The organism is Synechococcus sp. JA-2-3B'a(2-13), assembly GCF_000013225.1.
Classification (GTDB): Bacteria; Cyanobacteriota; Cyanobacteriia; order Thermostichales; family Thermostichaceae; genus Thermostichus.
The window spans coordinates 2998617-3010584 of record NC_007776.1; the positions used below are offsets into that span (position 1 = coordinate 2998617).

General features: G+C 58.1%; 13 protein-coding genes. 8 read left to right on the forward strand and 5 right to left on the reverse strand.

Features of this window, described 5'->3' with window-relative positions:
- Nucleotides 1-4 precede the first annotated feature (4 nt).
- From CYB_RS13785 to CYB_RS13800, 4 genes are all read right to left on the reverse strand, one after another.
- Entirely contained in the window at nt 5-511 is a 507-nt protein-coding gene (locus tag CYB_RS13785) for a hypothetical protein (RefSeq protein ID WP_011434437.1), read from the reverse strand.
- 92 nt (nt 512-603) lie between these two features.
- The gene (locus CYB_RS13790) at nt 604-1545 is read right to left on the reverse strand and encodes a transglutaminase family protein (RefSeq protein ID WP_011434438.1); all 942 of its coding nucleotides are present in this window, start codon (nt 1543-1545) and stop codon (nt 604-606) included.
- Between the two features lie 426 nt (nt 1546-1971).
- Nucleotides 1972-3054, reverse strand: a complete 1083-nt coding sequence (gene mazG / locus CYB_RS13795) for a nucleoside triphosphate pyrophosphohydrolase (protein WP_011434439.1) — start codon at nt 3052-3054, stop codon at nt 1972-1974.
- Nucleotides 3035-3256: a DUF2949 domain-containing protein gene (locus CYB_RS13800; protein ID WP_041436895.1), complete on the reverse strand. Its 222-nt coding sequence runs from the start codon at nt 3254-3256 to the stop codon at nt 3035-3037. Before CYB_RS13800 ends, mazG begins: the two co-directional genes overlap by 20 nt.
- 510 nt (nt 3257-3766) lie before the next feature.
- Here CYB_RS13800 and CYB_RS13805 point away from each other — a divergent pair.
- From CYB_RS13805 to lipA, 3 genes are all read left to right on the forward strand, one after another.
- The gene (locus tag CYB_RS13805; protein WP_011429589.1) at nt 3767-4003 is read left to right on the forward strand and encodes a DUF3148 domain-containing protein; all 237 of its coding nucleotides are present in this window, start codon (nt 3767-3769) and stop codon (nt 4001-4003) included.
- Nucleotides 4004-4468: 465 nt separating this feature from the next.
- The gene (locus tag CYB_RS13815; protein ID WP_011434440.1) at nt 4469-4963 is read left to right on the forward strand and encodes a DUF4079 domain-containing protein; all 495 of its coding nucleotides are present in this window, start codon (nt 4469-4471) and stop codon (nt 4961-4963) included.
- Between the two features lie 221 nt (nt 4964-5184).
- Nucleotides 5185-6039, forward strand: coding sequence for a lipoyl synthase (gene lipA, locus CYB_RS13820; RefSeq protein ID WP_011434441.1), 855 nt, complete (start codon nt 5185-5187; stop codon nt 6037-6039).
- Here lipA and CYB_RS13825 read toward each other — a convergent pair.
- Nucleotides 6036-7259, reverse strand: coding sequence for an Era-like GTP-binding protein (locus CYB_RS13825; RefSeq protein WP_011434442.1), 1224 nt, complete (start codon nt 7257-7259; stop codon nt 6036-6038). The two genes, lipA and CYB_RS13825, sit on opposite strands and share 4 nt — an antisense overlap.
- Before the next feature lie 134 nt (nt 7260-7393).
- Here CYB_RS13825 and CYB_RS15270 point away from each other — a divergent pair, with 134 nt between their 5' ends.
- The 5 genes from CYB_RS15270 to aroQ all read left to right on the forward strand — a co-directional run bounded on the left by CYB_RS15270 (nt 7394) and on the right by aroQ (nt 11964).
- Nucleotides 7394-7543 carry a hypothetical protein gene (locus CYB_RS15270; protein WP_011429585.1) on the forward strand — a complete coding sequence of 50 codons (150 nt, stop codon included), beginning with the start codon at nt 7394-7396 and terminating at the stop codon, nt 7541-7543.
- 376 nt (nt 7544-7919) lie between these two features.
- On the forward strand, nt 7920-9869 hold the full coding sequence (locus CYB_RS13830; RefSeq protein ID WP_011434445.1) for an acetate--CoA ligase family protein: 1950 nt from the start codon (nt 7920-7922) through the stop codon (nt 9867-9869).
- Nucleotides 9870-10036: 167 nt separating this feature from the next.
- The gene (locus tag CYB_RS13835) at nt 10037-11254 is read left to right on the forward strand and encodes an RNA-guided endonuclease InsQ/TnpB family protein (protein ID WP_011434446.1); all 1218 of its coding nucleotides are present in this window, start codon (nt 10037-10039) and stop codon (nt 11252-11254) included.
- A 103-nt stretch (nt 11255-11357) separates the two neighbouring features.
- Nucleotides 11358-11489: a hypothetical protein gene (locus tag CYB_RS15575; RefSeq protein ID WP_011434447.1), complete on the forward strand. Its 132-nt coding sequence runs from the start codon at nt 11358-11360 to the stop codon at nt 11487-11489.
- A complete protein-coding gene (gene aroQ / locus CYB_RS13840; RefSeq protein WP_049749607.1) occupies nt 11467-11964 on the forward strand; it encodes a type II 3-dehydroquinate dehydratase in 498 nt (165 codons plus the stop codon). The genes CYB_RS15575 and aroQ overlap by 23 nt, the downstream gene beginning before the upstream one ends.
- Nucleotides 11965-11968: the final 4 nt, after the last annotated feature.

The window sequence follows — 11968 nt, forward strand, 5'->3', positions numbered from 1 at the left end:
CAAATCAGTCGAAATAGAAGAGAGTGACCAACTTGTGTTGTTCCTCAGCATGCTTGCAGGCATCCAGCAGCGTGACGCTGTCGTGGAAGACAAAGCAGATCAACTGCTGGCACTTGCTGATGATCTCCAGGTTGCACAGGCGGCTGGCCTCCGCCAAGGGAAGATGGTCGTTTTCCGGATGCTCCACCAGATGCAGCACCTGCTCCAGGCTGGCCCGCGACTCTGCCGGCTGTCGCTCCAAACTCTGCGGCAAGATCACCGTCAAGGACTTCATGTCCGCCCGCATCGCCCCCCGAATGACGGCCAAGTTGGTGCCAATGGCCCCAGAGGTGAGGATCTGATTGCCGGTAAGGGCCAGGGCATAACTGAGGGTCTCGATCAAATACTGATGGGTAATGGGCACATGACGGCTGCCCAGGATGGCCACTCGCTTCGGCCCAACTTGCTGAATGGCGGCCAACTCCTGCAAAAACGTATCAACGCTGGTGGGGACATCAATAGACTGGGTCAACGGGATCCCTCGGCAAATTCTCAAGATCTGGGCTAGGCTATGCTATCTCAAATTTCCGCTTTGGGATCCGGCCAAGTTGAAGCTCTACGGCTTCAGCCCCAAACTTTTGGTGGAGTGCTCAGGCTGTCTGCAGCAAGCTGGGCTTGGCTTTGCGCAGAAGATCCCGCCTGAATGTGGATGGTGTAGCTCATGCTGCTGTGAACGCCCTTGCCCAGCCAATGGCCGTAAATGGGAGCGGCATCTCTGGGGTAAGCGCTGGCCGCCAAAGCCACATGACCATCGGCCACGGCCAACCCCTGGGTGGGATCAAAGCCCCGCCAACCGGCCCCTGGCAAGTACACCTCCGCCCAAGCGTGCAAATGACGGCGCACAGGCTCTGGGGGTTCTCCACCCCTGCTCTCCCCCGAAGGCTGCGAGGGGCTGACCTGGTAGCCACTGACAAAGCGCGCGGCCAAGCCTACCGTACGGCAGACCTCCATGAACACCAGGGCCAAATCGCGGCAGGCTCCGGTTTTGCGATGCCAGGTCAAGCCGGCAGGCCAGGGATCCCCCTTTTCCCGCAAGATGTGGCGGCATTCTGAATAGATGCGCTGGTTCAGCGCCGGCAGAAAAGCCGTCGTTTCCCCCTGCACGTGATCCCATAGCTCCCAGGCCAAGGCCTGGATGCCGGGATCCGCCTGAGCCGTCAGATAAGGCTGTAATTGGGCTGCCAGCGTGCTGGGATAGTCGATGGGGAGATGGGTGGCCCAATCGCAGAGCAGGTAGTCGAAGGGATTCTGCCGCAGGGTGAGCACCGTGGCCTGAGTTTGAATGCGCAAATGCTCGGTGGGATCCCCAAACCAGAGCCGAACCGCCGCGTTGCCCTCCAGGTCCACCAGCGCCGATTGGCCCACCGGCTGCGGATCCACCTGCAACTCAAAAGCCAGGAGAGTCTGGATCCCGTCGCAGCGCGGTCGCAATCGCACCGTGTGGGGCTCCAGTTGGACTGGACGACTGTAGCGATATTCGATGAGATGGCGGATCTGAATTTGCACAGGTTGGCCAAATGACGGGCAAGGAGTTTTATCACAGGCAGCCGAGCCTTGAGATCAGGTAACCCAAACTGCTCTCGAATCAAAGCCAGGAGGTAGCTGTATCCTCTGCCGGGGAGCTTTGAAACTTTATCTGAGTTTGAGATCTCCGAGAGCTCTGCCCTACCTCCCCAATCATCGAAACCTTCAGCTTAGAGCGAATATACTCCCCGGCCCGTACAGGAGCATAGCGAGGGGGGTTTGCTGCATTCTGGCATGTGGGCAGGCATTCAATCCAAGCCCCAGCCTGCTCAAGGAAAGAAACTGGAGACATAGCCGACATAGAGACAGGTGCTCAGAACAGCTCCTACCCTACAAAGAGAACTTGCCCCAAGACTGTGTGGGCGGATACCCCCTCAAAGCCAGCGCCAGCTCAACCCCATATCCAAACTAGGGATATTCTTGCTTGGCCTGTTGCCAGAGGACTTCCAGCTCCTGGAAACTGCGTCCTTTCAGAAGGGAGCTTATGCCATCGCCGGGCAGGGATCCCGCTGGTTCCTGAGCCAGCTCTTCCATGCGCAAAAAACGGCGAGCAAAGCGCAGGTTGGTTTGGGTTAGAGCTTGGGCAGCATCCAAACCATACCAACGGCCCAAGTTGACCAGGGCAAAAAGCAGATCCCCCAGTTCGGCTTCCTGCCGAGTTGGATCGGGGGGATCCCTCTCCAATTCTCGACGCAGCTCGGCTTCTTCCTCGCGGATCTTGGCCCAGATCCCCTCCACCGTTGGCCACTCAAACCCTGCCCCCACCACTTTGCAGGAAATTTTCAGGGCAGCCATCAGGGGGGGCAAACCTTGGGCATAGTGTAGCAGTTTTTGGCCAAGGCTTTGATCCGGTCGCTCCCCTTGCTTGATCTGTTCCCAAGAGCGGTGCAACTCCGGAAGATCTGCCATCACAGCATCCCCAAACACATGGGGGTGACGGCGGATGAGCTTATCGGCAATTCCCGCAGCCACAGCTTCCAGATCAAAGTGGTTCTGCTCGGCAAAGATCTGAGACTGCAACACCACCTGCAACAACAAATCCCCCAGCTCTTCGGCAATTGCTGCCGGATCCCCGGCTCGAATGGCAGCTACCGTCTCATACGCTTCTTCAAGAATGTAGGGGGTAAGAGACTCTGGAGTTTGGGCCCGATCCCAAGGACACCCGTCGGGAGCGCGCAACCGAGCAACAATAGCCGCCAAACGACTCATGTGTGAGCTAGAGGCGGAACGCTCCAGATAAAGGTGGGCAAAATGGCCCGTCGCTTGAGGATCCCAGCTTTGCAGCGTCAATGGGCCGGCCACCACCTCCAAGTCTTCTGTTAGCAACGTAACAGACTGGACAGGAGAACAGATCTGTTGCAAAACACTGCGCAGCTTCGCCAGATCCTGGCCCCCACAGCTTTTCAGCAGCAGGGATCCCTGCTCAGCAGCGAACCACCGAGCCAGAGCCTGTTGCCAGTTGGGCTGAAGACTATCCAGCGTTTGCAGCATGATCAAAAGGGTAGGCGCGGCCCAAATCCAAAAGGCGGCTGAGCTGCTCCAGATCGATGAAACTCAACTCCAAAAGGATCATCAGCAACGGCCCTTGCTGGCGATGCTGCAGCTTCTTGGCCAGGCTCAGTTGAGAACGGTCGATAATGCCCGTTTCCAATAGATATTCCTCAAGGGCTGGGGGGGGAATGGGATCTAGCATGGTCGTTTCGCAGCGCTGAAGTAAGGACGAGTATGAAAACTGAGAAGATAGCAAACCAATGTAACTATTCTTAACACTTCTACAGAATTTCGGCAAAGATCTGGCTGGTGCGTAGGCCGAAGGCGAGCTTGCTAAGCCCTGCGCCCACAGCTCCAGGACAAGAGAACCCCTAAATTGCCTCGGCAAATGAGGTTTCCGTATCCAAGGACACAAAAAATGGGTACCAAGAGTTCATGGTATGGTAGCAAATTGGCGATCAGTTGGCAGCACCCCGAAAGGCCGACTGCTTTTTCTTTGTGGGAAAAACCAACTCACCTTGCAAGATGTTACCTTTTTATCTCGTTGAGTCCTCGTGCTTGATAAAAATCTTACAACAATTCTTCGGGGATCCAATCTGTTCGGCTCCTCTGGGATCTGCCCTAATGCTGTCATCCTGCTCGGGTTCGGTTTTGGGCATACATCGTCCTACGTTCAGCTAAGCTAGAGACACTTGCCACATGGACTCCCGTTATGTCTGAAGCCCAGGGTTTACTGCCAGTGGGGGCAACGGTTCAAGTGGTGGAGATGCCTCCTTACCTAAAAACGGCTGACCCAATGCCGATGTTGCGCCCGGCCCATTTGATCCGCTTGCACGAACAAGGGGTGATCCTGCAGCGGCGGCTGTTGGGCACCTACAGTGTGCAGTTTGCCAATGGCATCTTTCTCATAGACGGAAAATATCTCGCGCCGGTGGGATCCCTGTCCTGACACGCCCATCTCTCCTCCGAGCCAGCTGGATGGGTTTGCCGACCTTTAGAACCTTTGGGAGCTGGCAGCTTTCTGCAGAAGCGAGCCTTCAACTGGCCGGCGGACTTTCGCGATAGCCTGAACCGCGGCTAGCCGCTTCTGACGCTTCAGCGAGCTCAGTTGCTTATTCCCGTCAGCGGTGTCGAAGTAGCTGACAGACCTGCCCAGCTTTTGGTAGCTGGTTTTGCGATCTGCCACCGCCGCGCTGTAGAGGGCTCAGCACATCCGCCCCCAGTGGTGCAAGAGTTTTTCTTGCTGGCGACTGGGATAAAGCTGGGCCGCGGCAGCGTTGCGTAGCCACAAAGTGAGGCAGGGGGTTACCCTGCCATAGGGTGCCAGTCCGCTGCGCTGAGACTGGAGACTGCCGCGCATCAGGTTAACTCATGTTAATTTGGGGGCGTCTTCCTCTTCCATCCTGCGATCTCTATGAGCATTCAACTTCCTCGCTGGCTAGAACTGGCCTTGCCTTTCTTTCATCCTGTGCTGATGATTTTGGCGTTTGCGCTGGCCCTGTATGCCCTTTACCTGGGTCTGCAAGCGCGACGGGTGCGCACTGCCTCGGCAGAAGAACGCAAGGAGCTGATCAAAGGGAAGTTTGGTCAGCGGCATTTCCTCGCCGGATCCCTGTTCTTGGTGTTGATGGTGTTCGGGGCGCTGGGCGGCATGGGGGTTACCTACCTGAACAATGGCAAGCTGTTTGTTGGGCCTCACCTGCTGGCTGGGTTGGGCATTGTGGCCTTGGTGGCCAGCTCTGCGGCTCTAGCACCGCTGATGAAAGACGGGCAAAAGGTCTGGGCGCGTAATGTGCATGTCCTATTAAACGTGGTGATCCTGGCGATCTTGGGTTGGCAGGCGGTGACCGGCTTTCAGATTGTGCAGCGCATCGTCGACCAAATGCTGACCACACCCCAGGTGGCTTAATCTCCCCGAAAGACCCATGCAACCCTGAACAGGGCTGAGCTTTGGGAGGACTTTGTCCCGCTGGTGCGAGCCGAGAAGTCCGTCGACCCAAAGACTTCGGCCTCCCCTTTTCGGAACCCAGAGCTTCATCATGTCAGAATGGCAGAGCAGGCGCTGCATCCTTCGGCTGTAGAGGGGCGCAGTCTTGTTGCCGATACCCAGTTAACGCAACGGTTCTCCCTATGTCGGTTAGCCCTCTTCCCAGTTGGGTCAAGCGTTCCATCGGCAAAGCCAGCGAGACTTCAGCGGTGCAGCAGGTGATCAAGCAGCGGGGCCTGCACACCATTTGCGAAGAGGGGCGCTGCCCAAACCGAGCCGAGTGCTACAGCCAAAAAACCGCTACATTTCTGTTGATGGGAGGGATCTGTACCCGCGCCTGCTCTTTTTGCCAGGTGGCCAGTGGACGGCCCGCACCGTTGGATCCCACAGAGCCGGAGAAAGTGGCCGAGGCGGTTGAGCTGCTGGGGCTCAGCTATGTGGTACTCACCTCGGTGGCCCGCGACGATCTGCCCGACCAGGGATCCGGTCGCTTTGTGGAGGTCATGGAGGCAATTCGGCGGCGCTGCCCCGGCACCCAGATCGAGGTGCTCACCCCCGACTTTCGCGGGGATCGCGAGTGCATTGCCCGTGTGGTGGCTGCCCAGCCTGTCTGCTACAACCACAACATCGAAACGGTGCGACGCCTCTCCCAGGCAGTACGGCGCAGCTCCGGCTATGACCTGTCCTTGCGGGTTTTGCGAACGGTCAAGGAGCTGAATCCTGGATTACCCACCAAGTCTGGGCTGATGCTGGGGCATGGGGAGACCCGCGCAGAAGTGCTGGAAACTTTCCGGGATCTGCTGGCGGTGGGATGCGATCGTCTGACTCTGGGGCAATACCTGCAGCCTTCCTTGGCCCATCGCCCTGTGGAACGCTACTGGACTCCGGAGGAGTTTGCCGAGCTGGGCCAGATAGCCCGCCAGATGGGGTTTCGCCAGGTGCGCTCAGGGCCATTGGTGCGCAGCTCCTACCACGCTGCCGAAATGGTTGAGAACTAGGCCAGGGAGCTTGGCAGAGAGGCTGTGCAGTCTGTCATAGCCAACCTTTCCCGTCCGATCAAGGCACGAAGGCCCGCTTCCAGGCCGAACGCTCGGGCTGCAAACCGGCTGAGCACCTGTGGCGCCAGGGATCCCAGGCGATACAGGCTGACCCCCGCCACCAGACCCGGCAAGAGGCCGTTGCCCCAGCCTCCCCACAGCCAGGAACTTACTCCTTCTGCTAGCAGCAGCAAAGCCCCATTGAGCAGCAGCGGTCGCCACAGCCCCTTCCACAAGACCCTCCGGGGCAGGTGCAGCCGGATCTCCAAGCCCAGCAGCCAAAGACCATCCAGCAGCGGGGCCAACAGCAAATCCAACCCCAGCGGAGCTAAGCCCACCCCCATCCCCTTGCCAAGGGCGAAAATCCTGCCCCATTGCTCCACAAAGGGGGCATGGTGCTGCCACTGTTTTTCCAGAATCTGGGCCTGAACCCGGTCCAGCCGCTTCAACACATTCAAAGCCAGGAGGGATCCCGCCTCGGTTTGCAAAATCTGCAGAATTCGCCCCCGCAAGGCTTCAATTTGGGGTGCAGGCCGTTCCCATTCCAAAGTAATGCGGCCATCCGGCCAGTGGGTGCGGACTTTCAGAGGTTTTGGGCAAGCGGCCACGGTCAAAATCTCTTGCGGCGATACCCAGCCTAGGTGGCGGCTGATCTGGGCACAAATGGCCTGCAACTCCGCTTCGGAGTAGAGATCGCATTTGTTCAACACCAGCAGGATGGGTTTGTGCAGGGTGCGCAGCTCCGAGAGAGCTTGGTATTCCAACTGGGTCAGGTCGGTGGCGATGACAAACACGATCAAATCCGCCGAGCGGGCCACATCCCAGGCCAACTGTTCGCGGGCTTCTCCTTCCACTTCGTTCAAACCCGGAGTATCCACCAGCCTCACCCGCCAAGGGATCCCCGGCCCCGGCTGCCACAGCAGGGATTGGGGCTGCTGAGTGACCCCATTGAGGGGGCCCACCTTCAATCGCTCCTCGCCGGTTAGGGCGTTCAGGACGGCCGACTTGCCACGGTTGACCAGCCCAAACACCGCAATGGAAAACAGCCGCGCGGTGAGGCGCTTGCGCAAAGTGGATAGAGCCCTGAACTCCGGTTGTAAATCCCGACGGCTGGCCAGAGATTGCCAATGATCCCAGCACCTTTGCAAAACGGTTTCGGCTTGGGTCAAGGGAGTGGTCATAGACAGGGGCAATGGACTAACCCTCACTCTAGAGGGAATTGCCCCTCAGGGCTAGCCGTTTCTCCCCCCCAGCGTGGGGAATCCAAACCCCACAAAATAGGGCATGATCACCCTAGGGTTCCGCCGAATCTCCTATGCTGTACCGCCTTCCCCAATCTCTGAAATGGCTTCGTGTGGGTGGATCCCATCGTTCTAAGCAAGAGCGCCAGATCGTGCGCAGCCTGCTGGCCTTTGCTGGGGCGCTGCTGGTTATGGATGTTGTGCTTCTGAGCGCCCTTCGCTAGTCCAACTTGGCAAGCCCATCGTTAGGTGATTCCGAACAAGTCTAAGTCTGAGGCATTCCTCTAGCACTGCTACAGGCAAGCACTCCCAGCCCCTTGCCCATTATGAGGAGAGGGGATCCCAGAATTGGCAAACAGTTGCACTGCAACTCGAAATAACCCCAACCCGATCAGAGGGTGGGAAGGGTTTTCCAAGTTACCAAGTTGCCTGTCAGGCAACTGTTAATTGACCAGCAAAAGGCTAGCTGGGATCCCTTGTGCTGCGAGGGCAAGCCGCCGGGGATGGGGGCCGGATCGGGAATAATGGAAGCGGCCCAAGCCGGGGGAGTTGGGTTTTCTCCGAGCTGAGGTCGTTGTCTTCCTTCTCTTGAGGCCGGCTATGGTTTTGCAGGAGGCGGCGGGCGTGCCCCGCATCAACGCGCGCGAGTCGGATGTTTTCGACATTTTCAACCTGAAGCATTATCTCGGCCCTAACCCCTATCTCAGTACAGCCGCTTTCACCTTCGACTTTGCCCTTACCCAGTGCCCACAGCCACTGCCCATCGATGTCTACCTGTCCAAGGTCTGCTTCTACTTTCCCCAGTTGCAGGAGGGATCTTATCCTTCCTACGCCCACTTGTTTGCCCGGCTGGTGACGGAGGTGAACCGGTTGCAGATGGATCTCCACTTGCAGCGGTGGAGCTGTCATCCGTTTTCAGAGTATGTGCGCATCGCGGTGCAGACCTTACATGGCCGTACCACTCGTGCTGCGGTCTATTTTGCTTGGGATTGGCTGGAAGCCATCACCCAAGGACAGCCCTTCGATTTTGAAGGGGAGATGCGCCGCCTGCAGCAATTGTTTCGCGACTCGGTGTACGGCGGGCCGACGGTCTATGCCCTCTTGCGGGCTGCTCACGAACGCGGGATCCCTACCTACTACCTATGGGATGAAGGGGTGATGCAGTATGGCTATGGTCGCAACCAGGTGCGAGGGGTGGCCACCACCTTTCACTGCGACAGCCATCTCGACTCTGACTTCACCACCCGCAAAGACGATTGCAAAGCCTTTCTGGCGGCGCAAGGGTTCCCCGTGCCCCAGGGAGAGGTGGTCGCCTCTTTGGCAGAAGCTTTGCAGCAAGCGCAAGAAATCGGCTATCCGGTGGTGCTCAAGCCGGTGGCCGGCCACAAGGGGATAGGGGTAACAGCAGGCATTCAAACCCCAGAAGAACTGGCCTTTGCCTACGAGGTAGCCGTGGCAGCCCTTCCCCCTGAGGAGCCCATCCGACTGATCCTGGAAAAGCATCTGCAGGGCACCGATTTTCGCCTGTTGTGTGTGGGAGGCCGCTTTGTGGCGGCCACGGAACGACGCCCCGCCTCGGTGACGGGAGATGGCCGAAGCACCATCGGGCAGCTCATCGAGCAGGCCAACCGGGATCCCGCCCGTTGGGATACCCCCACTTCTCCCCTAGGGCCGATCCAATGGGATGAGACAATGGAGCGCTTTCTGGCGGAGCAGGGCTTGACAGTGGACAGTGTGCTGGAACCGGGGCGGACGGTCTATCTGCGCAAGGTATCCAATCTCTCGGCGGGAGGAGTGAGCCGCGATGTCACGGCCACCGTCCATCCCGACAACGTGGTTTTGGCCCAAACCATTGCCCAGCAGTTCTCGCTGGTGTGCTTGGGCATCGATGTCATTGCCCCCAGCCTGGAGCGCTCCTGGAAGGAGGGATCCCTGGGGATCATCGAGATCAATGCTGCGCCAGGTGTGCTCATGCACCAAAAACCTGCCATTGGCGCGGGAGTGGATGTGCCGGGGGCAATCCTCGACCATCTGTTTCCCAAGACGGCCCGCATCCCGATTTTGACCTTCAACCGCCTTACCCTGGCGGAGGCGCACACCTTGGTGGAGCATATTTTGTCCCACCGCCCCAACGCATGTGTGGGATCCGTCTGTCGGGAGGGCGTGCTGCTGAACCACAGCTCTAGACCCCTGCAGGGCAGCCTCTTTCGCCAGGTGAAAACCCTGCTGCGCCATCCCCAACTGGATCTGCTTTTGGCGGAAGCCGACGAAGAGACCCTGGAGCGGGAGGGCTTGGCCTACGAAGGCAGCGATCTGGTGGTGCTGCGGGATCCCTCCGATCAAGAGCTGCAAACCCTGAAACGGGATCTCAACCCCGGCGGCGCCCTCTTCCTGCAGCGGGGATCCACCCTAACTTTGACGGTGGCGGGCCAGGCGGAGCGATTTGAATTGCCGGGGACAGACCTTCAGATGGGGATCCTGCTGCGCTCCATGACCCTGCGGATCATCTGCAGAACCATTAGCCAGATGCTGAAGAACTGGTCTGGCTGAGGGGTTTTGGATTTTCTTCAGATTCTTGTAAAAGGGTAGGCAAAACAAGGGATCCCTGCTGGGGAAAAAGGCCGGCCAGCCAGTCAGCTAGAAATCGCAGGAGCCCCGCACTGTACCCGTAGGGTCAGTGCCGGGAGGAATGCGCTTTGATGAAGTACAATGAACTTATGAGCCAAGTCCTGACCGTCTCCTGTAAGCTCAAGGCGTCCCCGTCGCAAGCCGCCAAATTGGACGCGACGATGGATGCCTTTGTACAGGCATTGAACTGGGTCAACCAAAACACACCAGAAAAAGTAGTCAACGCAGTCAAACTCCAATCCCTTTGCTACTACGAGATTCGAGCCCGGTTTGGCTTGTCCAGTAACTTGGCAAGGACTACGTCCCGCTTACGCGACCAACAGGTGTGCAGACGGGTAGCGGGTTCCCGCAAAGTGGCTAAGCAGAAAAAGCGTCCCGTCAAGGAGTTTAAGAGCGGCTTTGTTACCTACGACGCTCGCATCTTTTCGTTCCGTCAAAAAGACTGGACGGTGTCGCTCACCACGGTTGAAGGGAGAGAACGCTTTGAGCTAGCCATTGGCAACTACCAGCGTGGGATGCTGGCTGGTTCCAACCCCAAATCGGCCACCCTAGTCCAGCGGAAGGACGGCTCCTACTACATCCAGATTTGCGTAGAGAAAAAACCACCCAAGCAACAAGATACCGACAAGGTGATCGGGGTGGATTTGGGAAGGATAGATATCGCTCATACCTCAGAGGGGAAGAACTGGAATGGACAGCAGTTGAACAGAGTCCGAGACCACTACTCCCGGTTGAGGGCGGTACTCCAACGCAAAGCCAGTAAGGGCACACGCAGTTCGCGGCGCAGATGCAGAGAACTGTTGCAACGGCTGTCTGGCAAGGAGAGACGCTTTCAAGTGTGGGTCAATCATCGCATCTCCAAAGCTATTGTCTCTAGGGCAAAAGCTACCAACAGCGCTATCGCTCTGGAAGACCTGACAGGGATCCGGGAAAGGGTCAATCAACAGCCACGCAGCAAAACCGAAAGGCGCAGAACCAACAGTTGGGCGTTCTACCAACTACGTCAATTTCTGGAGTACAAGGCGAGGGTTGCAGGGGTTTCTCTGATTCTTGTGCCGCCCGCCTACACGTCGCAGACCTGCCACCGGTGTTTGCACATTCATCCCGACCCTGCGCAATCCTACCGCAGTGGTAAGTCGTTCAAGTGTGGGCACTGTGGATGGGAAGGGGATGCGGACTTGAATGGTGCAAACGTAATTGCGCTCTTGGGGGCTGCCGTAAACCAGCCTGGAGGTCCGGGCTTGTTTTGTTCTCTGGTAGAGCAGAGCAGGCTCAGGGCTACTGAAAGCCCGCTCCGTACCGCTTAGCGGTCGGAGCCGGGTAGTTTACCTCTACACCCCTCGGAAAGAAGCGCTATCATAGAAGTCCGTCGAATAAACTCCCTTCGTAAAACCTCGCGAGGCAGATCGGATGGATTGGGTAGAAAAGGTGCTGGAAAAGATCCGGGAATGGGTGGAACGTGTGATCGACACCCTGCTGGGGAACCCCCAGCCTCAACCTGCTCCCATTCCGGTAGAAGATGGATCCCATCGTCGTCGTTAATCCGACTGCCATTGCCCCCGGCGGCGAGCCTCTCAGCCTCTTGGTACTGCATGGCCCCAACCTCAACCTGCTGGGGGTGCGAGAGGTGGGCATCTACGGCTCAGTATCCCTAGAGCAGATCGATCAGGCTCTGCATCGGCAGGCAGAAATGCTAGGGGCGAAGCTGGAGATTCTCCAGTCCAACCATGAGGGGGTGCTCATCGATGCCATTCACCGTGCCCGCCAGCAGCATGTCGGCATTCTGATCAACCCTGGGGCCTATACCCACACCAGCATTGCTCTCCGAGATGCCATTGCAGCCGTAGGATTGCCCACTGTGGAAGTCCACCTAAGCAACATCCATCGCCGCGAGCCCTTCCGCCAGCACTCCTACATCGCCGCCGTAGCGGTTGGGCAAATCAGTGGTTTTGGGGCGCAAAGCTACCTGTTGGGGCTACAGGCTCTGGTGCAACACCTGCGCCTGCAATCTGTGTAGGTGC

Coding starts and splice junctions, on each gene's coding strand:
- CYB_RS13800 (WP_041436895.1), bottom strand. CDS start 3,256: ATGCTAGATCCCATTCCCCCCCCAGCCCTTGAGGAATATCTATTGGAA.
- aroQ (WP_049749607.1), top strand. CDS start 11,467: ATGGATCCCATCGTCGTCGTTAATCCGACTGCCATTGCCCCCGGCGGC.
- CYB_RS13815 (WP_011434440.1), top strand. CDS start 4,469: ATGAGCATTCAACTTCCTCGCTGGCTAGAACTGGCCTTGCCTTTCTTT.
- CYB_RS13835 (WP_011434446.1), top strand. CDS start 10,037: ATGAGCCAAGTCCTGACCGTCTCCTGTAAGCTCAAGGCGTCCCCGTCG.
- CYB_RS15575 (WP_011434447.1), top strand. CDS start 11,358: ATGGATTGGGTAGAAAAGGTGCTGGAAAAGATCCGGGAATGGGTGGAA.
- mazG (WP_011434439.1), bottom strand. CDS start 3,054: ATGCTGCAAACGCTGGATAGTCTTCAGCCCAACTGGCAACAGGCTCTG.
- CYB_RS13830 (WP_011434445.1), top strand. CDS start 7,920: ATGGTTTTGCAGGAGGCGGCGGGCGTGCCCCGCATCAACGCGCGCGAG.
- lipA (WP_011434441.1), top strand. CDS start 5,185: ATGTCGGTTAGCCCTCTTCCCAGTTGGGTCAAGCGTTCCATCGGCAAA.
- CYB_RS13825 (WP_011434442.1), bottom strand. CDS start 7,259: ATGACCACTCCCTTGACCCAAGCCGAAACCGTTTTGCAAAGGTGCTGG.
- CYB_RS15270 (WP_011429585.1), top strand. CDS start 7,394: ATGCTGTACCGCCTTCCCCAATCTCTGAAATGGCTTCGTGTGGGTGGA.
- CYB_RS13805 (WP_011429589.1), top strand. CDS start 3,767: ATGTCTGAAGCCCAGGGTTTACTGCCAGTGGGGGCAACGGTTCAAGTG.